The organism is Ruegeria sp. AD11(2025) (genome assembly GCF_056542405.1).
The window spans coordinates 145464-170331 of record NZ_JBQFZU010000001.1 but is presented as its reverse complement, the minus strand read 5'-3'; the positions used below and the strand labels follow the sequence as shown (position 1 = coordinate 170331).

Genomic DNA, 24868 nt, shown 5'->3' with positions numbered 1-24868 from the left:
GGAGTGAATCTCAAGATCCAGTGGTGGCGATAGCTTGAGAATGCCGTGACCGATCTGCATTCCGGCAGGTGCACCACCAAGACGCAGGATCATTGGGCAGCGATCACGGATTGGTAGGAACGCCACGACGTGCCGACGCCGGAAAAGCTACCGGGCGGCCAGAGGTGGATTCGGTTAGGTTTTGAATTTCGTGGGGTAGTCGACAACCTAAGTGTTTGATTCCATTGAGGGTGGAAGTCTTACCCCGTGAAGTAGTTAAGCTTAATAAAAACAATAAGTTGGCGGATTTTCTGGTAGGCCCGGAGGGACTCGAACCCCCAACCAAAGCGTTATGAGCGCTCTGCTCTAACCAATTGAGCTACAGGCCCGCCTGAGCGCTTTGCCTATCACGGTGAACGCCCGCGTCAAGCCTGACCGTTGCAACAGGACGCACAATCGAATAACCCGCGCGGGAACCATTCATGAGGGGCTGGCCATGACGACGGGCAAGAACGGAATCACCTATGCCGATGCAGGCGTTGATATTGATGCAGGGAACGCTCTGGTCGACCGGATCAAGCCCGCGGCCAAGCGGACCAACCGCTCGGGCGTGATGAGCGGGCTGGGCGGGTTTGGTGCCTTGTTCGATCTGAAGGATGCCGGGTATCAGGATCCGATTCTGGTGGGTGCGACCGACGGCGTTGGCACCAAGCTGCGGATCGCCATTGATACTGGTGTAGTCGATGGCGTGGGCATCGATCTGGTGGCAATGTGCGTCAACGACCTGATCTGCCAGGGTGCCGAGCCGCTGTTCTTCCTCGACTATTTCGCCACCGGCAAGCTGGATACCGACACCGCCGCGCGGATCATCGAAGGCATTGCCGAGGGCTGTGTGCAGTCTGGTTGCGCGCTGATCGGTGGTGAGACGGCTGAGATGCCCGGCATGTACCCCGACGGTGATTTCGATCTGGCCGGGTTCTCGGTCGGTGCGATGGAGCGTGGAGCGCATCTGCCCGCAGACGTTAAGCAGGGTGATGTTCTGCTGGGTCTGGCCTCGAACGGGGTGCACTCGAACGGCTATTCGCTGGTGCGCAAGCTGGTTGAAATGTCGGGTCTGGGCTGGGATGCCGCGTCGCCCTTTGGGGACGGCTCGCTGGGCGAGGTACTGCTGACGCCCACGCGGCTGTATGTGAAACCAGCGCTGCAGGTGATCCGGGCAGGGGGCGTGCACGCGCTGGCCCATATCACCGGCGGCGGTCTGACCGAGAACCTGCCGCGCGTTCTGCCCGAGGGGCTGGGCGCCGAGATCGACCTGAACGCCTGGGACCTGCCGCCCGTCTTCCGCTGGATGGCCGAAACTGGCGGTATCGCCGAGACCGAGATGCTGAAGACCTTCAACTGCGGCGTCGGTATGATCGTAGTCTGCGCCGAAGATCGCGCCGACGGGCTGACTGCGCTTTTGGCCAAGGCGGGTGAGACGGTTTCACGTCTTGGCACCGTCACCGGCACCCCCGGCATGAACTATTCGGGCAAGCTGCTGTGAGTGAAAAACGCGTCGCCATCCTGATTTCCGGGGGTGGTTCCAACATGGTGTCGCTGATCGACAGCATGATCGGAGACCACCCGGCGCGGCCCTGTCTGGTTCTGTCGAATGACGCCGAGGCAGGCGGGCTGAAAAAAGCGGCCGCGCGCGGCATCCCGACGGCGTCGATAGACCATCGCCCCTTCAAGGGCGACCGGGCCGCGTTTGAGGCCGAATTGTTGAAACCATTGGAACAGGCGCAACCCGATATTGTTTCCCTTGCCGGGTTCATGCGGGTACTGACCGGCGATTTCGTTTCACGCTTTCAGGGGCGGATGCTGAACATCCACCCTTCGCTGCTGCCGAAATACAAAGGGCTCAATACCCATGCCCGCGCAATTGAGGCCGGGGATGCCGAACATGGATGTTCGGTCCACGAGGTGACGGCGGCGCTGGATGATGGCCCGATCCTAGGGCAGGCACGGGTGAACATCGAACCTGGCGACACGCCTGAAGACCTGGCCGCCCGCGTGCTGGTGTGGGAGCACAAGCTTTATCCCGCAGTGTTGCGCCGTTACGCCAGTGGAGATCGGACTCCGGTGTTGCTGCCCTGAACGTCTCGGGGTGATTTACACATGTGTCATAATCAGCCTATGGTCTGCACTACGGCTGGGTACGGACAAGATGATCAGCCGAAGATAACAAGAGCAAGAATAGCATCGCGCATGAAAACCCTGACAACGACGCAAGAGCTGGCCGATTTCTGCAAGGCCGCGGCGGAATATGACTATGTCACCGTAGATACCGAGTTTCTGCGCGAGCGGACCTACTATTCGAAACTCTGCCTGATTCAGCTGGCAGTTCCGTCCGAGGGCGAAGACAGCGCGGTTCTAGTCGATCCGCTGGCGGACGGGTTGTCGCTGGACCCGCTGTATGAACTGTTTGGAAACGAGAACGTGGTCAAGGTCTTCCACGCTGCTCGTCAGGACCTTGAGATTTTCTGGGTAGAGGCGGGTGTCTTTCCCACGCCCTTGTTCGACACCCAGGTTGCCGCGATGGTCTGTGGCTTTGGCGAGCAGGTGGGCTATGAAACCCTGGTACGCAAGATCTGCAAGCAGGGGGTGGACAAGACGTCGCGCTTTACCGACTGGTCCCGGCGGCCATTGTCCGAGGCGCAAAAGACCTATGCGTTGGCCGACGTGACCCATCTGCGTCAGATCTACGAACACCTTGCAACCCAGCTGGAAAAATCGAAGCGCAGTCATTGGGTGGCCGAGGAGTTGCGAACACTGACCTTGCCCACGACTTATGATGTTCGCCCCGAAGATGCGTGGAAACGGGTAAAGACACGGACGAACTCGGCCAAGTTTCTAGCCGTGGTGCGCGCGCTGGCACAGTTCCGCGAGGCTTATGCGCAGGAAAACAACGTCCCGCGCAGCCGGGTGTTCAAGGATGATGCATTGATCGAGCTGGCCTCGACCAAACCCAAGTCTCCGTCCGATCTGGGCGGCTCGCGCCTGCTGCTGCGCGAGGCGCGAAAAGGTGCAATTGCCGAGGGTATATTAACGGCCGTCAAAGAAGGGGTGAACTGTCCCTCGGACCGATTGCCGCGCGTCGACAACAGCCGTGACAAATTGAAGGTGAACCCGGCGTTGGCGGATTTGCTGCGGGTGCTGTTGAAGTCTAAAACCGAAAGTTCGGGCGTGGCTGCCAAGCTGATCGCCACCAGTTCGGAACTGGACCAGATTGCAGCGGGCGAGCGGGAGTTGCCCTCCATGTCTGGCTGGCGATTCGAGGTGTTCGGCGAAGACGCCCTGAAACTTTGCGACGGCAAGATCGCGCTGGCTGCAAAGGGTCAGAACGTCGAGGTTGTATCGCTGTAACGCCGGTTACCGGCGACGGGATTCCAATGCGTTCTGCTGTCCTACGACCCGTACCAAACGCGTGCTCTCCAGGTCTTTCCTGCTGATGTTGATGGCGTCCGACACCATGCGTGATCGCTCGGTACCCTGATTGGTCGCCTTGGTTGGGTAATTCACGCGGAACGTGAATTCCAGAATGCCGTTCTTCTGGTTCTCGTCACTCACCGTGCGAACAAGCTGAGCGTTGTATGCTCCCTGGCGGGCTGCGGTTCCAGCTACATAGACAATTGCGCCGCCTGCGGTTGGGTCGATCCGCAATTCGTCAATTCTGGCAATCGGAACGCTGGTGTCCTCGGCCTCGGGGCGAGAGAACAGCCCGCCGCCTTCCTTTTTTTCCGGAACCAGAACATTGGCGTCATTTTCTGCCGGTTCAACCGGTGTGCCTGACCCGAACCAGTTGGACGGGTTGGCTCGCGAGTCCCTCCAGCTGCTGCAGCCAGAGACGGTCAGGGCGGCGACCAGAAGAACAGTAAACGTTTTTTGCATGGTGCAGGCGTCCAGAGCAGTAATTCCAGCAATGGGTTATCGCAAATTCCACGGTTTGAAAAGCCACGCTTGGGGGTGGACAGGCGCAGGTCGGCGGCATAGGTCACAATTGTGATCGCAACAAAAGGACCGCCGCAAAATGGCCACGCCTGCCTTTGAGGAAATTGTCGAGGATTTCGAATTTCTGGAGGACTGGGAAGACCGGTACCGCCATGTCATTGATCAGGGCAAAGCGATGGAGCCGCTCGACGACGCGCTCAAGGTGCCAGCCACAAAAGTTAACGGCTGCGCAAGTCAAGTTTGGCTGCACCCCATTATCGAAGGTGGTGTCTTTCGCTTTGACGGTGACAGTGACGCGCTGATTGTGCGGGGGCTGATCGCGGTATTGCGGTCGCTGTATAACGGGCTGCCGGTCAACGAGGTGCCCAAGGTGGACGCAGGTGGTGAACTGGCGCGTCTGGGTCTGAACGATCACCTGTCGGCGCAGCGTTCAAACGGGCTGCGTGCGATGATCGAACGCATCCGTGACGTCGCGCAGGAAAACGCCTGACGCGGTTCAATCTGCCGGTTTGCGGTTTGCCCAATCCGTCAGCGTGGATTCGAGATCGCCATAGCCGGTAAAGCGACGTTCGAACTCCAAACCCATCCGCGCGGCGCATTCACGGGCGCGGGCGGTCAGGTCAGGATCTTCGATCTGCGCCTGATAGACCAGCTTGGTGTAATTGCCGAAATACATGTCGCGCAGTTCCGGGTGCCGGTCGAGGCCGAGAGGTTTCCAGACAAAGGCATCGAACTGGCGCGCCAGAAAGTCAGTCAGGTAAAAGGCGGTGGTTTCATCCTCGCCCCGGGCCTCAAATGCTTGATTTCCTTCGAAGAAAGAATAGCAGTGGGGGCCTTTTACCATCTCAACGCCCAATTCCTTGCACGCTTTCTCCAGCAAGCCGCCAGTGCCGCAGTCAGCATAGACAACAAAGATCTGATCATAGTGATCGCGATGCTTTGCCACCGCCTCCTGAACCGCCTGAGTGATCTTTTCCGGGTGGATATGCAGAATCGCGGGCAGACAGGTCAGCGCCATGTGGTCCCAGCCGTTTCGGCGTTTTAAATCCAGAATCTCGCGCGCAAGTGCACCGCAGGCCAACAGCAGAATTTGCCCCTGCGTGTCAGCGGCGTAGCCCTTGGTTGTCAGGCTGGCATCGTCCGGCAATTTGTCCTTTTGCATCGGGCACCCCTCGGAAATCTATGCGACAGATAGTGCAGCTTGCGGAAACAAAAAAGGGCCGCCCGAAAACCGGACGACCCTTGAACACATAAATTGTCCGATCAGCCGGCCAGTTGGTTGTGCTTGCGCGAGACGAAATCCTTGGCCATTTCCACGGCCACAGCCGCGTCACGGCAGTAACCGTCTGCACCGATCGCTTTGCCGAACTCTTCGTTCAGCGGTGCGCCTCCAACCAGAACGATATATTCTTCGCGTAGGCCTTGTTCGACCAGCGTGTCGATCACAACCTTCATATAAGGCATGGTCGTGGTCAGCAGGGCCGACATGCCCAGAATGTCGGGCTGTTCGCTTTCCAGCGCTTCCAGATAGTTTTCGACCGGATTGTTGATGCCGATATCGACAACCTCGAAACCTGCACCTTCCATCATCATCGAAACCAGGTTCTTGCCGATGTCGTGGATGTCGCCCTTCACGGTGCCGATGACCATCTTGCCGACGCGCGGTGCGCCGGTTTCGGCCAGCAGCGGCTTGAGGATGGCCATGCCGCCTTTCATCGCGTTGGCAGCCAGCAGAACTTCGGGGACGAACAGGATGCCGTCGCGGAAGTCGTGGCCAACAACGGTCATACCACCGACCAGAGCCTTGGTCAGAATGTTATAAGGAGTCCATCCGCGTTCCAGCAGGATGTTTACACCTTCTTCGATTTCTTCTTTCAGACCGTCGTAAAGATCGTCGAACATCTGTTCGACAAGTTCTTCGTCGTTGAGTTCGGACAGGACGATGTCTTCTTCGTCGGACATGGGGCGCTTCCCTGAGCTGTGCGGACCATACGGCCCGTGGTGGCATTTTTGCCGTTTTGGCCAAAACGCCGCAGTTTGACTGTGACGATTGCGACCTCAGTAGTTTCGAGACCGACCTATACGTCAGATTCTTGCTCGGCTCGACAGAATTTTCTGCAAGATGATCCTGCATTCTGTTCAATTTCCTGCTTTCTGGTCTCGTCGGGATCAAGTGGCTGAAAAATCCTCGAAACTGTGCAGCCTGCTTGTCGGGTTCCATGAAAACCTATATAACCAAGAGGTGAACATAACGGGAACAAATATGGCTGCACCGCATATCCGAGGCCGGGGAGCCGCCTCAAACACAGCTGGTCGGTTCGAGCAGTTCGACACGGTGCCCTGTGACGACGGCTGGGAGATTGAAGAGGATATCCCGCCTTTACGGACAGATGTCAGAGATGAGGTCGCGCGCAGCCTGATTACGTATAACCGCTCGCCAGACCTGCCTTTTGACCGCTCGATCAACCCTTACCGCGGGTGCGAACATGGCTGCGTTTATTGCTTTGCCCGCCCGACTCACGCCTATCTGGGAATGTCTCCGGGTCTGGATTTTGAAACCCGCCTGATTGCCCGCCCGAATTCGGCGGATACCCTACGCAAAGAGCTATCTGCCAAGAGCTACAAAGTGGCGACCATCGCATTGGGAACAAATACGGACCCGTATCAGCCGATAGAGAAAAACCGCAAAATAACGAGAGATTGCCTCTCGGTTCTTCAGGAGTTCAACCATCCTGTCGGCATTGTCACCAAAGGGGCATTGATCGAGCGGGATTTGGATATTCTGGCACAGATGGCGACGAAGGGGTTGGTCCGGGTCGGGATTTCGCTGACCACACTGGATGCAGATTTGTCCCGCCGGATGGAGCCGCGCGCACCGTCACCACGGCGGCGGCTGGCCATCATTCGCCGACTGACCGAGGCGGGTGTACCGGTGCGGGTCATGACGTCTCCAGTGATTCCGGGGCTAACGGATCACGAACTGGAATACTTGCTTGAGGCGGGCAGGGACGCGGGCGCGGATGCCGCCAGCTGGATAATGTTGCGCCTGCCGCGCGAAGTTTCGGAACTTTGGCAGGGTTGGCTGAAGGATCACGAGCCAGCACGCGCCGAAAAGATCATGTCAAAGCTGCGTGAAATGCATGGGGGCAGGGACTATGACCCACGCTGGGGTCACCGGATGCGTGGTGAAGGGGAATACGCAGGACTGATTGCCAAGCGGTTCGCGCTGGCGGTCAAACGTCTGGGGCTGGCGACGCGCACACCACCTTTGCGATACGATTTGTTTGCCCGCCCGGCTCAGATTGGTGATCAATTGACCCTGCTATAGAAAAAAGCCCCGGATCCAGGTCCGGGGCTTTGGCATTCAATCGCGGCGATCAGCGGTTCTCGATGTCCACGTAATCGCGTTTGGTTTCGCCCAGATACAACTGGCGCGGACGACCGATCTTGTTCTGAGGATCGGCAATCATCTCTTTCCATTGGCTGACCCAGCCAACGGTGCGCGACAGCGCAAAGATCGGAGTGAACATCGAGGTCGGGAAACCCATCGCCTCGAGGATGATGCCCGAATAGAAATCCACGTTCGGGAACAGTTTCTTCTCGGAGAAATACGGATCTTCCAGCGCCTGTTTTTCAAGCGCCTTTGCAACCTGCAATTTCGGGTTGTTTTCGATGCCCAGCAGATCCAGCACTTCGTCTGCAGACTGCTTCATCACCTTGGCACGCGGGTCGAAGTTCTTGTAGACGCGGTGGCCAAAGCCCATCAGGCGGAACGGATCGTTCTTGTCCTTGGCGCGGGCGATATATTCGGGGATTCGATCGACCGAGCCGATTTCTTCCAGCATCTCCAGACAGGCCTGGTTTGCGCCGCCATGGGCAGGGCCCCAAAGGCAGGCAACGCCGGCAGCGATACAGGCGAACGGGTTCGCGCCGGAAGACGAGGCCAGACGCACGGTCGATGTCGATGCGTTCTGTTCGTGATCCGCGTGCAGAGTCAGAATCCGGTCCATCGCGCGGCTTAGGATCGGGTTGACCTCATAATCTTCAGCCGGAACGGCAAAGCACATGCTCAGGAAGTTCGACGCATAGTCCAGATCGTTGCGCGGATACACGAAGGGCTGACCGATGTGGTATTTAAACGCCCAGGCCGCAATGGTCGGCATCTTGGCGATCAGACGATGTGAGGCGACCTCGCGCTGATGCGGGTCCGAAATGTCGGTCGAGTCGTGGTAGAAGGCCGACATTGCGCCAACTACGCCAACCATGATCGCCATCGGATGCGCGTCACGGCGGAAACCGCGGTAGAAATACTGCATCTGCTCGTGCAGCATGGTGTGACGGGTGATGGTGGTTTCGAACTTTTCCAGATCCTTGGCGGCTGGCAACTCTCCGTACAGCAGCAGGTAGCAAACCTCGAGGAAGTGGGATTTCTCAGCCAGTTGGTCGATCGGGTAACCGCGGTGCAGAAGCTCGCCCTTTTCACCGTCGATATAGGTGATGGTGCTGTCGCAGCTGGCCGTCGACGTAAAGCCAGGATCATAGGTGAATACGCCAGCCTGGCCATAGAGCTTACGGATATCGATTACGTCAGGTCCTGCGGTTGGCGAATGAACCGGCAACTCGTAAGTTTGACCATGGACTTTTAGAGTGGCTGTTTTGTTGTCGGTCATTTTTGTCCCTTCCTCGTTCATGCGCGTGCCGAAAGAGTGATCGGCTGTGCGGTCGGCGGTCACGCACGGATGCGCTGACCGGGTCGTAGCGGAGCAGCGTTACCTGAATATGAACCCAGGATTAGTTTGCTGCGTCGGAAAGCCGCGCCAGAGTCTCATCGCGCCCCAGCACAAGCATCATGTCAAAAACCGAAGGTGTTACAGCGCGACCCGCCAGTATCGCCCTAAGAGGGCCGGCCAGTTTGCCAAACTTGATCCCCTGTGCCTCTGCAAAGGCGTTGAGGGCCTCCTCCAGTTCGTTTCGCGACCAGCTAGCATTTTGCAGGTGCGGCGTCAATTCTTTCAGTATACCGTCGGATACAGATTGCAGTGCCTTGGCTGCTTTTTCATCCGGGTTAATGGGGCGGGAAATCAGTGCAAAGTAAGCTTTTTCAAGCAGTTCCGGGAATGTACGCGCACGATCCTTAAGACAATACATCGCACGTTCAAGATCGCTTGATTGCTTCGCACTCAGACGGGGAAGTTCCGCTGCGTCCAGATAGGCTTCGATTTCTTGCCGCAGTGCAGCGTCATCCGAAACAGCAATATGTTGCCCGCAGAGATTTTCGAGCTTTTTCAAGTCGAAGCGGGCCGGGCTTTTACCAATTCCGTCAAGATCGAACCACTCCTTCGCCTGTTCGTCGGTGAAAAACTCGTCGTCGCCGTGGCTCCAGCCGAGACGGGCCAGATAGTTGCGCATACCTGCCGCAGGGTAGCCCATCGCCTGGTATTCCTGGGCGCCCAAGGCGCCGTGACGTTTCGACAGTTTCTTGCCGTCCGGTCCGTGAATCAGCGGGATATGTGCCCAGACTGGAACATCCCAGCCCATCGCCTCATAGATCATCATTTGGCGCGCGGCATTGTTCAGGTGATCGTCACCGCGGATCACATGGGTCACGCCCATATCGTGATCATCGACCACAACAGCCAGCATATAGACCGGTGTCCCGTCTGAGCGCAGCAAGATCATGTCGTCCAGCTGATCGTTGCGGATGGTCACGTCGCCCTGCACCTGATCGCGGATCACGGTTGTGCCGTCTTGAGGAGCCTTGATGCGGATCACGAAAGGCGCGTCCGGGTGGGTCGCCGGGTCGGCATCACGCCAAGGGCTGCGGAACAGTGTTGATTTGCCGTCGACCCGGGCCTGTTCGCGGAATTCGGCGATTTCGTCCTGAGTCGAAAAGCACTTGTATGCCTTGCCCTCGTCCAGCAGCTGATGGGCCACTTCGGCGTGACGCGCTGCCCCCTCGAACTGGCTGATGACGTCGCCATCATGGTCCAGTCCCAGCCATTCCATTCCCTGCAAGATCGCCGCAGTCGCCTCGGGGGTCGAGCGTTCACGGTCGGTGTCTTCGATCCGCAGCAGGAACTTGCCGCCGCGCCCACGGGCATAAAGCCAATTGAACAGCGCGGTACGGGCTCCGCCAATATGCAGAAAACCGGTGGGTGAAGGGGCAAAACGGGTGACGACCTGATCGGACATTGTTTGGATTAACCTTTTGGTAACCGTGTCTGGCATAGTTTGGCGTCTGTCTAACGAGCCCGAAGGACGGGGGCAACCATGCGTGTTCTGGCACGGGTCGAGGCCGCATTGCTGAACCAGACCGGGTATTTGTTTCAGTGGTCTCCGATATGTCTGGCCTTCGGCATTGGTCTGTACTTCAGTCTCCGGTTCGAACCGGGTTGGCAGGTTTATTCGTGCCTGTTGGCGCTGATGTTGGGCCTGGTCTGGGCCGGTCGCAAGATGCGAACCGGTTGGGCTGCGTTGGTAACGGGGGGCGCGCTGATCGCGGCTGGCTTTGTACTGGCCGGCGCGCGGGCCCACTCGGTCGCAGAGCCGGTTCTGTCTTGGCGTTATTACGGTCCGATCGAGGGGCGGGTCGTGGCCATGGATCGCTCTGCCTCGGACGCGTTGCGGGTGACGCTGGACCAGGTGCGCATAGGGGACGTGCCCGAGGACCGCCGCCCGCAGCGCGTCCGGCTTTCATTACATGGCGAACCGGCATCGCTGGCACCGGGCCAAAGGATTATGACCACGGGCCACCTGTCACCACCGCAAGGCCCGGTCGAGCCCGGAGGGTTCGATTTCCGCCGCCATGCCTGGTTTCAGCGTCTCGGCGCGGTTGGATACACCCGCGTTCCAGTGATGACAATTGCGCCGCCCGGAGGGGCGACCGAAGGGGTGCGCGTCACGGCGATGAGGATGGCCATCTCTGATCGGGTCCGTTCGATCCTGCCCGGTGAGATCGGTGGGTTCGCTGCTGCGGTTACCACAGGTGACCGCAGTGGGATGGGGCAGGAGACGCTGAAATCTTTGCGCGCATCAAACCTTGCGCATTTGCTGGCGATATCCGGCCTGCACATGGGGCTGCTGACCGGGTTCGTGTTTCTGGTCTGCCGACTGGCCCTGTCCGCTATTCCCGCCGTGGCCTTGCGTCTGCCTGTGCGTAAGCTGGCGGCACTCTGCGCACTTGTCGCAGCTGTCATCTATCTTATGCTGTCCGGTGGCAACGTCGCCACCGAGCGGGCCTTTGTCATGGCAAGCGTCATGCTTGGGGCAATACTGATCGACCGTCGCGCGATCTCTCTTCGGGTCGTTGCAGTGGCCGCTTTGATTGTCTTGGTGTTGCGCCCCGAATCTCTGCTGAGCCCAGGTTTTCAGATGTCTTTTGCAGCGACGACCGCGCTTGTGGCAGTGTTCGGGCAATTGCGGGATTATGGTCCATTGCCGGGGCCGAAATGGACGAAACCTGTTGCGGGGCTGGTACTGTCGTCAGCCATTGCCGGTCTGGCGACAGCTCCAATCGGGGCGGCGCATTTCAACACGATGTCTCATTACGGGCTGTTGGCTAATTTGCTCTCGGTGCCGGTGATGGGGACGGTTGTGGTGCCAGCGGCCTTTGTTGCGGCGCTGTTGGCCCCGTTCGGGTTGGAGGCACTGGCGCTACACGTCATGGGGATGGGGTTACAGTGGATTCTGATTGTCTCGGACAGGGTCTCCGGCCTGGAGGGCGCTCAAGGGTTTGTCGTTAGCCCGCCGCATTATGTTTTGCCGATGTTTGCCCTCGGCGCCTTGTGGCTGGCGCTGTGGCGCGGGCGGGCGAAGTGGATCGGAGTCGCGCCGGTAGCAGTGGCGTTTTTGCTTTGGGGGCAAGGGCAACGGCCCGAAGTTCTGATAGCGGATTCTGGCGGATTGGTGGGCGTCATGACCGAAAAGGGCCGGGCGCTCAGCAAGGAAAAGGGCAGTGGGTTTATTGCGACCGTTTGGCTTGAAAACGACGGCGATGGTGCGGACCAGACCAACGCCGCCCGCCGCTGGCCCGATACGTCCGGCGCGATCCAACGTTATGTCTGGCAGGGCAAGGAACTGGTCCACGTTACAGGAAAGCGCGCCGCTCAGGGCTTCGGGGAATGCCGGGAAAATCAGATTGTTGTTTCTGCCGTTCCCTTGGATATCGCTGGGGATTGCGGCCTCTTCGACCCGGACCGTCTGAAAGAGACCGGAAGTCTCGCTTTATCCAACGGTCGCATTACAACCAGTCGAGCGGTCATCGGCCATCGTTTGTGGTCCCCGGAGTTGACCGGGGACCGTTACTCAAAAAAGGCTCAGTAGCTGCGGATCAGCCCGACCAGCCGTCCCTGTACCTTAACCTTGTCCTCAGGCAGAACGCGTGTTTCATAGGCGGGGTTCGCGGCCTCAAGGGCAATAGCGTTGCCGCGGCGGAAAAACCGTTTCAGCGTAGCTTCCTGATCTTCGACCAAAGCAACCACGATGTCGCCGTTATCTGCCACTCTGGTTTCGCGGATGACCACAACGTCACCATCATTGATGCCCGCGTCGATCATCGAATCCCCGCGGACTTCCAACGCATAATGATCACCTTTGCCCGAAACCATGCTGCCCGGAACCGCAACGCGGTGCGACACGTGACTGATCGCTTCAATCGGAACACCTGCAGCGATGCGACCCATAACCGGCAGTTCCATGGCGTCCACGGTGACCGGTTCGAAATTCGCCGGGCGTGGCCCCTCGGGCTTGTCGCCTTCAATGACGCGCGGTTTGAAGGCGACCGTAGGTTCACCGCCCAGGCTTTCCGGCAACTTGACAATCTCAATCGCCCGGGCGCGGTGGGCGAGGCGGCGGATGAAGCCGCGTTCTTCCAGTGCCGTAATCAGGCGATGGATGCCGGATTTCGACCTCAGATCCAATGCAGCCTTCATTTCGTCGAAACTGGGCGGAACGCCGTCCGCCTGAACGCGTTTGTGGATGAATTCCAACAAATCCAACTGTTTCTTGGTCAGCATTGCTCACACCTCGTCGGTCATGCGTTTTCTTTTGTTCTACGCATGTTCACGTTTTGTGTCAACGGATTTGCACGCCTCTTAAATCGGCAGGTACAGCACCTCATCCCCGGCGGCGCGCGCGGGGTCATGCGGTTCGCGTACCAACAAGGCGTTGGCCTGCGCCAGAACGCTTAGCAGAGAACTGTCCTGATCGGTGCAGGCGCGAATGCCAGTGTCGTCCAATATCGCGCGCATATAGTGTTCACGCGGGCCGTTTTCGGTGATCGGTTCGGCAAGACGGGCACGCCGAAATGGCGTTAGAATCTGTTCAATACCCAACATGCGACGCACCATCGGGACCAGGAAGAGATAGCCGCAAACCATTGCGCTCACAGGATTTCCCGGCAGGCCGACCATCGCGGCATTGCCCAGCCGACCAGCCATCAGAGGTTTACCCGGCCGCATTCGGATTTTGTAGAACGACCGTTCCATCCCCAGCGATTGCGAAACATCGGCGACAAGATCGTATTCACCGACCGACGCGCCGCCGATAGTAACGACCAGATCGGCACCCTCTGCCAGCCCAAAGGCGGTTTCAAGCGAGGCGACGGTGTCGCGCGCAATCGGCAGGATACGCACCTGCGCGCCTGCGTTTTCCAGCAGGGCTTTCAGGCCAAAGGTATTCGAGGCGATGATCTGATCGGGCCCGGGGGTTTCGCCCGGCATGACCAGTTCGTCCCCGGTTGAGATCAACGCAACGACGGGTTTGCGCGTGACTGGCACCGCCGGAATGTTCATGGCCGCCATCAACGCAATGTCCTCGGGGCGCAGAACGCGCGGCGTCGAGATCTGCGTGCCGCTTTGAAAATCGATTCCGGCCGGGCGGATGTTGGACTTGGTGCCGGGCTCGTCGGTGATCGTCAGCAGGTCGCCGCGACGGTCGGTATCTTCTTGAATAACAACAAAATCTGCGCCATTTGGTATCGGAGCGCCGGTGAAGATGCGCACGGCCTGACCTGGCCCGACGGTGCCTTCGAAACGACGACCGGCGGCGGACTCACCGATGACTTTGAACATCGCGTGCAGTTCGACCTCGGCCGCCTTCAGTGCATAGCCATCCATTGAAGATGCGGAAAATGGCGGCTGATCGCGGGTGGCACTGACGTCTTGCGCCAGAACGCGTCCGGAGGCGTCGGCGAGCGAAACCGTTTCGGCATTGAGCGGGGAAACAAGATCAAACAGCAGCGCCCGGGCGTCTTCAACCGTAATCATCTTGCCTCGTAACGTCCTGATTTCCCACCGTCTTTCAGCAGAACCCGAATGCCGCCGATTTCCATCGCCTTATCGACAGCCTTGGTCATGTCATAGACGGTCAGCGCGGCGGTTGTGGCCGCGGTCAGGGCCTCCATCTCGACCCCGGTCTGGCCCGAGGTTTTGACGGTTGCCTCGATCTGAACACCGGGCAAATCAGGGTCCAGCGTCAGTTCAACGGCCACTTTGGTGACCGGCAGAGGGTGGCACAGCGGGATCAGTTCGGGCGTTTTTTTTGCACCCATGATGCCGGCCAACCGTGCAACGCCGAGAACGTCACCTTTCCTGGCGCGGCCCTCGGAAATCAGATCAAAGGTTTCCTTCGCCATTTTGATGTGGCCGGCTGCAACTGCCACCCTGTCAGTTACTGCCTTGTCGGATACATCGACCATGTGCGCCTGGCCCTGGGCATCAAAGTGGGTCAGTGGCATCACATCACTCCGGGGATCAGCGGGTTTGCCAGCAATTGACGCGTTGCAGCGGTGACATCGTCTTGACGCATCAGGCTTTCACCGATCAGGAAACAGCGCGCGCCATAGCGGGCGATGTCGGCCAGGTCTTCGGGCGTGCTCAGGCCGCTTTCGCATACGATGGTCCGGTCGCCCGGCACCAGTTTCGACAACCGGCGCGTGGTATCAAGCGAGGTCTCGAAGGTCTTGAGGTTGCGGTTGTTTATCCCGATCAGAGGGCTTTTCAATTGTGTCGCGCGTCCCAGTTCGGCCTCGTCATGGACCTCGATCAGGACGTCCATGCCCCAATCGAACGCTGTCTGTTCCAGTTCAGCCGCCTGACTGTCCTCGACCGAGGCCATGATGATCAGAATGCAGTCCGCACCTAATGCGCGCGCCTCGATAACCTGGTAGGGGTCGTACATGAAGTCCTTACGCAAGGCAGGCAGCGACGTGGCCGCGCGGGCTTGGGTCAGATACTCTTTGGCGCCCTGAAAGCTGGGTGTGTCGGTCAGCACTGACAAGCAGGCCGCACCGCCTTCTTCATAGGCTTTGGCCAGCACGGGCGGGTCAAAATCCGGGCGAATCAACCCTTTGGAAGGGCTGGCTTTTTTGACCTCGGCGATCAGACCATAGCCTTTGCGCGTGGCCGTCCGCAGGGCAGCAGCAAAGCCACGAACCTCAGGGGCGAACCTTGCTTCACTTTCCAGAACGTCCAGAGGTTTCTCAGCCTTGTCCGCGGCAACCTCCTCCAGTTTGTAGGCTTTGATCTTGTCCAGTACCGTCTCTGTCATGCGGCCTCCTGAGTCATGCGGGCCAGTGCGGCGATTTTTTCTTTGGCTTTTCCGCTGTCGATACTTTCGACGGCTTTGGCTACTCCGTCCTTCAGGTCGGCAGCAGCGTCCGCGACGACCAATGCGGCGGCTGAGTTCAGCAGCACCGCATCACGATAGGCCGAGGGCTGCCCATCCAGCAGGGCACGGAAGGCAACGGCGTTTTCTTCTGGCGTGCCGCCGAGGATATCCTCAAATGGGTGCACTGGAAGGCCTGCGTCCTCGGGGTGAAGCTCGACCTCTTTGACAACGCCGTCCTCAAGTGAGGCGACCCAGCTGATGCCGGTGATGGTCAGTTCATCGGTGCCATCGGACCCATGTACCAGCCAGGCATGGTCTGAACCCAAAAGGCCAAGTGTTTCTGCCATCGGGCGGATCAGATCGCGGCTGAAGGCTCCGGTCAGTTGGCGTTTAACACCGGCCGGGTTGGTGAGCGGGCCGAGGATGTTGAAAATCGTGCGGGTGCCGAGCTCTTGCCGAGAGGGCATGACATGGGCAATGGCCGGATGGTGCATCGGCGCCATCATGAAGCCGATGCCGACTTCTTCCAAAGCCTTTTCAACAGTTTCCGGGCCAACCATCACGTTGATTCCCAACTGCCCCAAGGCGTCCGCAGCGCCGGATTTCGAGCTGAGATTGCGATTGCCGTGCTTTGCCACGGTGACACCGGCGCCTGCCACTACAAAGGCCGTAGCGGTCGAGATGTTCAGTGTTCCCTTGCCGTCCCCCCCGGTGCCGACAATATCCATCGCACCGGTGGGCGCGCTGACCGCGTTGCACTTCGCGCGCATCACAGCGGCGGCAGCGGCGTATTCCTCGACCGTTTCACCTCGGGTGCGCATTGCCATCAACAGTCCGCCAATCTGGCTGGGGGTGGCTTCACCTTCAAACAGAATTGCGAAGGCTTGTTCGGCCTCGTCGCGGGTCAGAGACCGGTCGGCGGCGGCTCCGATCAGCGGTTTCAGAGCGTCGCTCATGCGGGAACTTTCATCTCGGACAGGAAATTCTTGAGCAGGGCGTGGCCGTGCTCGGAGGCGATAGATTCCGGGTGGAATTGAACGCCGTGGATGGGCAGCTCTTTGTGCTGCAGGCCCATGATGGTGCCGTCTTCCAGCTCGGCCGTGACGTCAAGGCAGTCGGGCAGCGTATTAGGATCAACCACCAAAGAATGATAGCGGGTCGCCTCAAAGGGCGAGGGCAGCCCGGCGAAGACACCTTTGCCGGTATGGTGCATCGTACCCATTTTGCCGTGTACGATTTCGTGGCAGCGGATCACGTCTCCCCCAAAAGCCTGCCCGATGGTCTGATGCCCGAGACAAACGCCCATAAGCGGCGTTTTCGTTTCAGCCGCTGCCTCGGTCAGGGCCAGGCATATGCCAGCCTGATCCGGGTCACACGGACCGGGGCTCAGCAGGATGCCCGCCGGGTTCATGGCCATGGCTTCCTGAACATCCAAAGCATCATTCCGCCGAATAACCATTTCGGCGCCAAGTTCGCCTAAATAGTGTACGAGGTTGTAAGTAAACGAGTCGTAGTTGTCGATCAGCAGCAGCATTTGGGCACTTGTCTCGGCTTGGGCATTTCGGGCTGGCGATACAGCCCCGGGCCACGGTATAATGTCGGGACATACATGCTCAGGCTTGCGCGGCAGCGTCAAGGGGACATCCGGTTCCTGGCGCCTCGGCAAGCAAATGCCGCAGCAGACGGCGAACATGCGATCGAAGCAGGACCAGGACGAGAGGCAATTGTGATGGGCGGATTTGTCGGTGGAATGATCGTGGGAACGGTCGTTGTTCTTGTATTGGGGGCAGTGTTGTCTCTGAACACGCCTCTGACGAAAAAACCAGAAGTGGCGGTGTCCGCTCCGGAACCCGCTGCGGCAGAGGTTCCCGAAACCACCGCTGAGGCGACCGACACCGTTGGCGATTCAGATGTGTTGGACCTGCCGCCAACCGAACCCGAATCCATCTTTGACCAAACCGACACACTGGCTGAATTGACGGATGTCGAGATCGAGCCTGAGGCCCAGCCCCAGGTGAATGAACACGCTGCGCAGGCCGATGAGCCCGTCGTGGCCCGTTCAACACCAGTTTCCGTGTCGACGGAGGCACCTGTTGCGCCGCAGGCACCGCCTTTGGTGCAGGGATCGCCCGACGCCGAGGCTTTGCCCGAGGTGTCGCTGGACGCGCCCGAAGCCCAATCTGAACCAGTCGTCGAAGTTGAACCCCGGCCAGAACCCGAAACTGCTAACGTTGAACCTCAACCCGTACCCGAAGTTGCGCCGGAAACCGAATCCGCCGTTACCGATATTGCGCCGGATGCCGAACCCGAGGTGGCCGACACCACTGCTCCAGAAGCAGAAACAAACCCCTTCGAGAATAGCCCGATTGCGGTCGAAGGAGACGAAGATGCATCACCGAGCGATTTGCCCCGGATAGCATCCGTTCCCCAGATCGGAGGTGAAGGTGAAGTCGCCGCAGCTCCCAGCGTTGGCAGACGTGTTTTGCCCCTGACCGAACGTGATGATGTAGAACAGGTTGCCGATACGGGCACTGATGTGGTTGTTCCGGGCAAGCCGATTGAGGCCTACGCTGCCGATTTTGAGAACCCCGAAGCCAAGCCTTTGATGTCAATCATCCTGATCGACGACGAGGGCGCTTTCGGCGCTGAAGCGTTGCAGGACTTCCCGTACCCGCTGACCTTTGCCGTCAACCCCTCTGATCCCGAAGCCGCCGAAAAGATGAACAAGCATCGCGATGCCGGTTTCGAAGTTCTGGCGCTGGCCGATCTACCCGAAGCCGCCAGCGCGCAAGACGCCGAGGTCTCTCTGGCCGTTTGGCTCGATACGCTGCCAGAGACGGTGGGTATCCTCGAGGGTGTGGACTCTGGCATTCAGGGCAATCGAAAACTGGCCGATCAGGTGGCTGCGATTGCCGCCGGTACTGGGCGGGGTTTGATCACGCAGGATAACGGGCTGAACACCGTGCAAAAGCTGGCGGCGCGGAATGGCGTGCCGTCGGGCGTGATCTTCCGCGATATAGACGGCGCACGTCAGGATCCCAAGATCATGCGCCGTTTCCTGGATCAGGCCGCGTTCCGAGCCGGGCAGGAGGGGACTGTTGTCATGCTCGGCCGCCTGCGCCCGGACACTATCTCAGCCCTCTTGCTATGGGGACTCGAAGACCGGGGCAACCGCGTCGCAATGGCCCCGATTTCCGCGGTGATGATGAAAGAGGTTCAGTAATCGCCAACCGCTAATTCGGCTGACCGCTTCGGCCAGCCGTACTTTTAGCTGTTGCCGGAACCGGTAAACCGGGCGGCATCGGCTGCCGCGCGGCGAATGGCGTTCGATTTGTGAACGGTCTCCATATATTCGTATTCTGGGTCGCTGTCATAAACGACACCGCCACCGGCCTGAATATACAATTTGTGATCCTTCACGATGGCTGTCCGCAGGGCGATACACATATCCATGTCGCCACCGGCGCTGAAATACCCCACACCGCCGCCATAGACGCCGCGTTTTTCGGGCTCTAACTCGTCGATGATCTCCATCGCGCGAACTTTCGGCGCGCCTGAGACGGTACCCGCTGGCATTCCTGCAAAAAACGCATCCAGCGCGTCCTTGTCTTCGGCCAGTTCTCCAACCACGTTCGAGACGATGTGCATCACATGGCTGTAGCGTTCGATGATGAACTCTTCGGTCGGGCGCACGGTACCAATTTTGGCCACGCGGCCCGTGTCATTGCGGCCCAGATCCAGCAACATCAGATGCTCGGCCAGCTCTTTCTTGTCGGCCAGCAGGTCGGCCTCGTTGGCCTTGTCTTCTTCGGGCGTCGCGCCACGAGGGCGGGTGCCGGCGATCGGGCGGATCGTGACCTCATCGCCAAAGACTCGCACCAGAATCTCGGGGCTGGCACCGACGACCTGAAAGCCACCGAAGTTGAAATAGAACATGAAAGGCGACGGGTTGGTGCGCCGAAGAGACCGATAAAGCGCAAAAGGCGGCAGCGGGAAGTCCTGCGTCCAGCGCTGCGCCGGGACAACCTGAAAGATGTCGCCTGCGCGGATGTATTCCTTGGCCTTTTCAACCGCTTCCATATAGCCGGACTTGGTAAAGTTCGACACCGGCGGCGCAATCTCGGACGCATCCCCCAGATCGCGGGTTTCAGCGGGCATGGCGCGTTCCAGATCGCGCACCGCGTCCATCACACGCTCGGCGGCCTGCGCATAGGCGGCCTTGGCCGTTTGCCCTTCGGCCACCCAGGCAGGGGAGACGACCGTGACCTCGCCTTTGACACCGTCCAGAACGGCAATAACCGATGGGCGCAGCATGATTGCATCGGGCAGGCCCAGCGGGTCGGGGTTCACGTCCGGCAGGTATTCGACCAACCGCACCATGTCATAGCCCAGATAGCCAAACAGACCCGCCGCAGCCTGTGGCAGGTCGTCGGGCAATGCGATGCGGCTTTCGGCCAGCAACGCACGCAGGTTGTCCATCGGGTTGCCGTCTTGCGGGTCGAACGCCTCGGCATCGAAGCGGGCCGAGCGGTTCAGTTCCGACGTTTCCCCGCGACACCGCCAGATCAGGTCCGGCTTCATGCCAATGATCGAATACCGCCCGCGGATCTCTCCACCAGTCACGGATTCCAACATGAACGCGTCTTTTTGCGCACCGGTCAGCTTGAGCATCAGCGACACGGGCGTGTCCAGATCAGCCGCCAGGCGGGTATAAACGACCTGGTTTTCGCCAGCCTCATAGGCGCGGGCGAAACTGTCAAACTCGGGGGTCAGGGCCATATTCGGTCTCTTCTAATAGCTCGACTGCACGGCGTTCAGCGCGCGCTGATCGATCACCGGGCGGGCGCGGGCCTGCGCGTCGCGCACATAGGCGTCAAAGATGTTCTGGGCCAGCGCCTGGTTCAACTGAGCCTCAAGCGCGGCCTGGGCCTGACGCAACTCGTCGGTTTCGGCCGGCGGCAGCAACTCTTCCAGACGGACGATGAACGCCGAACCATCACCGGGAACGGTCCGCAACTCGCCAGGTTCCATTTCGAACACCTGCACCATGAAATCTGCTGGCACATCATCCAGAAACGCGGTGCGGGTCAGGGCGTTTTCTACGCGGAACGGCAAGCCGGTGGTGGCGAAGTCGCCATCCTCTTCCAATTGCTTCAGGACCGCATTGGCCTGTTCCTCCAGTGCCTTATTTGTCTCAGCCTGCGTCCATGCAGCCACCACGCGGTCACGGGCGCTGTCCAGCGGTTCGGGGCGTTGGGGTAGAACCTCGTTCAGGCGCAGGGCAAAGATCGAACCGTCTTCAAGGAACGCGACTTCGGGGAAGTCGCCTTCGTTCACCGCTTCGGCGGCAATGCGGAATCCGTCATAGGCAGCAACGCCATCGTCGCTTTGACGGGTCCAGTCGATCTGGCCCAGTTCCATCTCGGTCTCTGAGGTTAACTCTTCCAGAGTGGCGCCGCCGGCCAGCATGTCGTTGATTCCTTCGGCCTGTGCTTCGATCTGGCGGCGGGCGCGATCGGCGGCCAGTTCCTCGCGCAGGGCGGGGGCTGCGTCTTCGAACAAGGTTTTGCTTTCAGCGAGCGAACCATTGATGCGGAACAACGCGGGGCCAAAGGTCGAGGGCAGTGGGCCTACCACAGTGTTTACATCGGCGGCAAAGACGGTATCGGCCGCTTCGCCCAGATCCTCGCGGGTCACGTCGCCAAGGTCGATATCGCTGAGTTCCAACTGGCGATCGCGTACCAATTGTTCAAACGTAGTGCCGCCGACCTCAAGCTGAGCCATCGCGGTTTTCGCGGCCTCCTCGCTGGGATAGGTCAGGCGTTCAACCAGACGACGTTCAGGCTGGTGGAACTCAGACGCGCGCTGATCGTAAAGGCGGCGCACCGAATCCTCATCAACCTCGACACTGTCCAGCAGCATTTCGGGCGACAGGATGGCATAGGTTAGTTGCTTGGTGCGAGGCAGGGTGAACTGATCCGTGTTCTCATCATAGTAGGCCTGAACCTGCTCATCCGAGGGCGCGGCGACAGGTGTGGTCAGGGCGTCCGGCCCGACTGTGGCCACGGTAAAGCTGCGGCGGGCACCGACATAATCGGTCAGGACTTGCGTCAGGACCGACGGCATTTCAACGCCGCTGACCACCGCGTTCTGCACGATGGTACGCGAGGATTCCTTGCGCAGATCCGATTCGAACTCGGTATCCGTCATCCCGACCTGTTCCAACTGAAACTGATAGGCGTCACGGTCAAACGTACCATCGACACCTTGAAAGGCCGGAATGGCAACGATTTCCTTTTGCAGGTTCTCGTCTCCAATCGAAATTCCCAACTCGCTAACTTCGTTGTCCAACGCGGCCAGAGCGGTCAGGCGCGACAAGGCCAATTGGTCCAGCCCGAACTCATGCGCCTGCGACATTTGCAGCGGCTGGCCAGTCTGGCTCTCGACCGCGCGGATTTCACGCTGCAGCTCACGGACATACTCGTTGATCGAAACCTCTTCGTTCCCCACCTGCGCAACAGTGCGCACGGTGCCGGTCAGGCTGGTTGCGCCAAAGCCCGCAAGGCCCAGCATCAATAGGCCCATGAGAATCCAGACAAAGGTCTTCGATAGGTTTTTCATGCCTGCGGCCATGGTGCCCTCTTATTCTGTGGCAAGTTACTGCCCTGTCGGTTGCGGCCCTGAATACGATGCACGTCGCCGGGGGGCAAGCTCAGAAGGACAAGGCCTGCAGCCGGTCAAACAATTGAGCGATTCCGGAACGGTCGAGATTGGCAAAGGCGATTCGGACCTGACGTTTTCCCTCTGGGTTATTTGCGGGCATGAACATCGTACCGGGGAGCAGCAGGATACCGGCTTCGGGCACCAGACGACGCGCCAGTTCGTCAGAGGGAATATCAAACGGGTGCTCGAAATAGGCGAAATAGGCCCCCAGCCCCAACAGGCGCCAACCCTTGCCGGCCAGACGGGGCAGCTCTTCCTGAATCGCGGCACGACGGTCAAGGATTTCTGCGCTTTCTCCGGCTACCCATTGCGACAGATTCTTCATCCCCCAGAGCGCTGCGAACTGGCCGATCTGGCTGGGGCAGATTGCTACCGTGTCCAGAAACTTCTCGATTTCCGCGAGAAGGTCCGCGCCGGTTGCAATCGCGCCAACGCGGTGACCGGTCAGGCGATAGGCTTTGGAAAACGAATAGAGATGGACCAGCGTCTCCTGCCAGCCCGGCTGGCTGAACAGATCATGCGGCGGACCGATGCGGCTGTCGAAGTCGCGATACGTTTCGTCTACCAACAGGCGGATACCGGTCTCGCGCGCCAGATCATAAAAGGCGCGCAACAAATCCGAGGGGTACTCCACGCCGCCGGGATTGTTCGGGGTGACCAATACAATGGCGCGCGTGTTGTCGGTGATCAAGGCGCGGGCCACATCGGGATCGGGCAGCAGATCATCACCGGTCTTCAGGTCGATAGCGTGCACGCCTGCCATATCCAGCCACATTTTGTGATTGAAATACCACGGGGTTGGCAGAATGACCTCGTCCCGTTCATCGGTAATGGCTGAGATCGCCGCCGCAAAAGCCTGATTGCAGCCCGAAGTGATGGCAACCTGATCCGCCGCGACCTCTGCGTTGTAATGCTGGCTGATCTGTGTCGCGAGTTCGGCACGCAGTTCGGGATTTCCCAGAACCGGCCCATACAAATGCGCGCTGTCCTCGGTCACTGCAAACTCGGCCATGGCTTGACGCAGCGCCAAAGGCGGCGGATCGACCGGTGCGGCCTGGCTGACATTGATCAGAGGCCTGTTCTCGAGAAAGACCACGCCCTCCAGCCAACGTCGCGCCTCCATCACCGGAGGGGCGAAAGTGGCGGCGGTACGTGTCCGGTTCATGCGTGGTCCTGGATGTTCAGCAGAAGATCAATCGGTGCCGCGATAAGGCTCGACATATTGCAGGGCCATATCCCACGGGAAAAAGATCCAGGTGTCCTGGCTGACCTCAGTGATGAACGTGTCCACCATCGGGCGCCCTTTGGGTTTGGCATAGACCGTTGCGAAATGTGCCTTGGGGTACATCGCGCGGACCAGTTCCAGGGTTTTACCGCTGTCGACCAGATCGTCGATTATCAGAATACCCTCACCGTCGCCCATCAGGTCTGCGTCGGGGGCTTTCAGCACTTCGGCTTCACCCTGCGCCTGATGGTGGTAAGAGCGTACGCTAACTGTATCAACGGTGCGGATATCCAATTCACGGCTGACGATCATCGCGGGCGCCATGCCGCCGCGTGTGATGGCGACAACGGCACGCCATGCGCCGTCATCCGGGCCTTGACCGTCCAGCCGCCACGCCAAAGCGCGCGAGTCGCGGTGAATCTGGTCCCAGCTGATGTGAAAGCCTTTTTCGTGGGGCAGGCGGTCTTTGGCGCTCATTTTTCTTAACCTTTTTCAACGTCCGGGGCGTCCACGGCCTTCATGCCGACGATGTGATAGCCCGAGTCTACGTGCAGATTCTCACCGGTAACGCCGCTGCTGAGATCGGACAGCAGATACAATGCCGACTTGCCTACATCGTCGATGGTCACGTTGCGGCGCAGGGGCGAGTTATATTCGTTCCACTTCATGATATAGCGGAAGTCGCCAATGCCGCTGGCGGCCAGTGTCTTGATCGGACCGGCCGAGATCGAGTTGACGCGGATGCCATCCTTGCCCAGGTCCTCGGCCAAGTATTTGACGGACGCTTCCAGCGCCGCCTTGGCCACACCCATCACGTTATAATGGGGCATTACCTGTTCGGCACCGTAGTAGGTCAGGGTAACGGCGCTGCTGCCTTCGGACATCATCTTCTCAGCCCGCTGCATTACAGCCGTGAACGAATAAACTGATACATCCATGGTCAGCTTGAAATTCGCCCGGCTGGTATCGACGTAACGGCCGCGCAACTCGTTCTTGTCTGAAAAGCCAATCGCGTGAACGATGAAGTCCAGCTTGCCCCATTTTTCTTCCAGTGACGAGAACAGCGCATCAATTGAAGCCTCATCGCTCACATCGCAGGGCAGGACGATCTCGCTGCCCAGTTGCGCCGCCAGCGGATCGACTCGTTTTTTTAGCGCATCTCCCTGATAGGAAAAGGCAAGTTCGGCTCCGGCTTCGGATAAAGCGCGGGCAATTCCCCATGCGATCGATTTATCATTGGCCAGTCCCATGATGAGGCCGCGTTTTCCGGCCATCAACTGATTTGACATGTTCGGTTCTCCGCCTGTCTTCGCGTCATGTTGAGTTGGTTTATGCCATTGGATG

23 protein-coding genes and 1 tRNA gene are annotated in these 24868 nt (G+C 59.3%); 7 read left to right on the top strand and 17 right to left on the bottom strand.

Annotation, left to right across the window (positions count from 1 at the left end; genetic code table 11):
• Positions 1-291: 291 nt before the first annotated feature.
• A tRNA-Ile gene (locus ACR1XY_RS00930) sits at positions 292-368 on the bottom strand.
• A gap of 107 nt (positions 369-475) precedes the next feature.
• Here ACR1XY_RS00930 and purM point away from each other — a divergent pair.
• From purM to rnd, 3 genes are all read left to right on the top strand, one after another.
• Positions 476-1522 (top strand): phosphoribosylformylglycinamidine cyclo-ligase, encoded by a 1047-nt coding sequence (gene purM, locus ACR1XY_RS00925; protein WP_480589210.1) that lies wholly within the window; start codon positions 476-478, stop codon positions 1520-1522.
• Entirely contained in the window at positions 1519-2115 is a 597-nt protein-coding gene (gene purN / locus ACR1XY_RS00920; protein ID WP_480589208.1) for a phosphoribosylglycinamide formyltransferase, read from the top strand. The genes purM and purN overlap by 4 nt, the downstream gene beginning before the upstream one ends.
• A gap of 111 nt (positions 2116-2226) precedes the next feature.
• Complete coding sequence (rnd, locus tag ACR1XY_RS00915) at positions 2227-3384, top strand: ribonuclease D (RefSeq protein ID WP_480589206.1); 1158 nt, start codon at positions 2227-2229, stop codon at positions 3382-3384.
• 6 nt (positions 3385-3390) lie between these two features.
• Here rnd and ACR1XY_RS00910 read toward each other — a convergent pair whose 3' ends face one another.
• The gene (locus tag ACR1XY_RS00910; RefSeq protein ID WP_480589204.1) at positions 3391-3909 is read right to left on the bottom strand and encodes a hypothetical protein; all 519 of its coding nucleotides are present in this window, start codon (positions 3907-3909) and stop codon (positions 3391-3393) included.
• A 139-nt stretch (positions 3910-4048) separates the two neighbouring features.
• Between ACR1XY_RS00910 and ACR1XY_RS00905 the strand changes: the two genes are divergently transcribed.
• Entirely contained in the window at positions 4049-4459 is a 411-nt protein-coding gene (locus tag ACR1XY_RS00905; protein WP_480589202.1) for a SufE family protein, read from the top strand.
• A gap of 6 nt (positions 4460-4465) precedes the next feature.
• Here ACR1XY_RS00905 and ACR1XY_RS00900 read toward each other — a convergent pair whose 3' ends face one another.
• Positions 4466-5131 carry a DUF1638 domain-containing protein gene (locus tag ACR1XY_RS00900; protein ID WP_480589200.1) on the bottom strand — a complete coding sequence of 222 codons (666 nt, stop codon included), beginning with the start codon at positions 5129-5131 and terminating at the stop codon, positions 4466-4468.
• Positions 5132-5232: 101 nt separating this feature from the next.
• A complete protein-coding gene (locus ACR1XY_RS00895) occupies positions 5233-5931 on the bottom strand; it encodes a corrinoid protein (RefSeq protein WP_480589198.1) in 699 nt (232 codons plus the stop codon).
• A gap of 301 nt (positions 5932-6232) precedes the next feature.
• Here ACR1XY_RS00895 and ACR1XY_RS00890 point away from each other — a divergent pair, with 301 nt between their 5' ends.
• On the top strand, positions 6233-7297 hold the full coding sequence (locus ACR1XY_RS00890; protein WP_480589196.1) for a PA0069 family radical SAM protein: 1065 nt from the start codon (positions 6233-6235) through the stop codon (positions 7295-7297).
• A gap of 49 nt (positions 7298-7346) precedes the next feature.
• On the opposite strand, the gene gltA is transcribed toward ACR1XY_RS00890, so the two are convergent.
• Entirely contained in the window at positions 7347-8639 is a 1293-nt protein-coding gene (gltA, locus tag ACR1XY_RS00885) for a citrate synthase (RefSeq protein ID WP_480589194.1), read from the bottom strand.
• A 121-nt stretch (positions 8640-8760) separates the two neighbouring features.
• Complete coding sequence (gltX, locus tag ACR1XY_RS00880; protein ID WP_480589192.1) at positions 8761-10161, bottom strand: glutamate--tRNA ligase; 1401 nt, start codon at positions 10159-10161, stop codon at positions 8761-8763.
• Positions 10162-10239: 78 nt separating this feature from the next.
• Between gltX and ACR1XY_RS00875 the strand changes: the two genes are divergently transcribed.
• Complete coding sequence (locus ACR1XY_RS00875; RefSeq protein ID WP_480589190.1) at positions 10240-12291, top strand: ComEC/Rec2 family competence protein; 2052 nt, start codon at positions 10240-10242, stop codon at positions 12289-12291.
• Here ACR1XY_RS00875 and lexA read toward each other — a convergent pair.
• The 6 genes from lexA to ACR1XY_RS00845 form a co-directional block, all read right to left on the bottom strand.
• The gene (lexA, locus tag ACR1XY_RS00870; RefSeq protein WP_480589188.1) at positions 12285-12983 is read right to left on the bottom strand and encodes a transcriptional repressor LexA; all 699 of its coding nucleotides are present in this window, start codon (positions 12981-12983) and stop codon (positions 12285-12287) included. The two genes, ACR1XY_RS00875 and lexA, sit on opposite strands and share 7 nt — an antisense overlap.
• 78 nt (positions 12984-13061) lie before the next feature.
• On the bottom strand, positions 13062-14234 hold the full coding sequence (locus ACR1XY_RS00865; RefSeq protein ID WP_480589186.1) for a molybdopterin molybdotransferase MoeA: 1173 nt from the start codon (positions 14232-14234) through the stop codon (positions 13062-13064).
• Positions 14231-14704, bottom strand: a complete 474-nt coding sequence (gene moaC / locus ACR1XY_RS00860) for a cyclic pyranopterin monophosphate synthase MoaC (protein WP_480589184.1) — start codon at positions 14702-14704, stop codon at positions 14231-14233. The genes ACR1XY_RS00865 and moaC overlap by 4 nt, the downstream gene beginning before the upstream one ends.
• On the bottom strand, positions 14704-15516 hold the full coding sequence (gene trpC / locus ACR1XY_RS00855) for an indole-3-glycerol phosphate synthase TrpC (protein ID WP_480589182.1): 813 nt from the start codon (positions 15514-15516) through the stop codon (positions 14704-14706). Before trpC ends, moaC begins: the two co-directional genes overlap by 1 nt.
• Positions 15513-16532 (bottom strand): anthranilate phosphoribosyltransferase, encoded by a 1020-nt coding sequence (trpD, locus tag ACR1XY_RS00850; RefSeq protein WP_480589180.1) that lies wholly within the window; start codon positions 16530-16532, stop codon positions 15513-15515. The genes trpC and trpD overlap by 4 nt, the downstream gene beginning before the upstream one ends.
• The gene (locus ACR1XY_RS00845) at positions 16529-17110 is read right to left on the bottom strand and encodes an anthranilate synthase component II (RefSeq protein ID WP_480589178.1); all 582 of its coding nucleotides are present in this window, start codon (positions 17108-17110) and stop codon (positions 16529-16531) included. The genes trpD and ACR1XY_RS00845 overlap by 4 nt, the downstream gene beginning before the upstream one ends.
• Positions 17111-17305: 195 nt before the next feature.
• Between ACR1XY_RS00845 and ACR1XY_RS00840 the strand changes: the two genes are divergently transcribed.
• Positions 17306-18799: a divergent polysaccharide deacetylase family protein gene (locus ACR1XY_RS00840; protein ID WP_480589176.1), complete on the top strand. Its 1494-nt coding sequence runs from the start codon at positions 17306-17308 to the stop codon at positions 18797-18799.
• A gap of 44 nt (positions 18800-18843) precedes the next feature.
• Here the strand turns inward: ACR1XY_RS00840 and trpE are convergent, their stop codons facing one another.
• The 5 genes from trpE to fabI all read right to left on the bottom strand — a co-directional run bounded on the left by trpE (position 18844) and on the right by fabI (position 24813).
• Positions 18844-20355 carry an anthranilate synthase component I gene (trpE, locus tag ACR1XY_RS00835; protein ID WP_480589174.1) on the bottom strand — a complete coding sequence of 504 codons (1512 nt, stop codon included), beginning with the start codon at positions 20353-20355 and terminating at the stop codon, positions 18844-18846.
• Positions 20356-20367: 12 nt separating this feature from the next.
• Positions 20368-22209 carry a SurA N-terminal domain-containing protein gene (locus tag ACR1XY_RS00830; RefSeq protein ID WP_480589172.1) on the bottom strand — a complete coding sequence of 614 codons (1842 nt, stop codon included), beginning with the start codon at positions 22207-22209 and terminating at the stop codon, positions 20368-20370.
• Positions 22210-22288: 79 nt separating this feature from the next.
• Positions 22289-23464 (bottom strand): aminotransferase, encoded by a 1176-nt coding sequence (locus ACR1XY_RS00825; protein ID WP_480589170.1) that lies wholly within the window; start codon positions 23462-23464, stop codon positions 22289-22291.
• Positions 23465-23491: 27 nt separating this feature from the next.
• Complete coding sequence (gene gpt, locus ACR1XY_RS00820; protein ID WP_480589168.1) at positions 23492-24001, bottom strand: xanthine phosphoribosyltransferase; 510 nt, start codon at positions 23999-24001, stop codon at positions 23492-23494.
• Positions 24002-24006: 5 nt separating this feature from the next.
• Positions 24007-24813: an enoyl-ACP reductase FabI gene (fabI, locus tag ACR1XY_RS00815; RefSeq protein ID WP_170325040.1), complete on the bottom strand. Its 807-nt coding sequence runs from the start codon at positions 24811-24813 to the stop codon at positions 24007-24009.
• Positions 24814-24868: the final 55 nt, after the last annotated feature.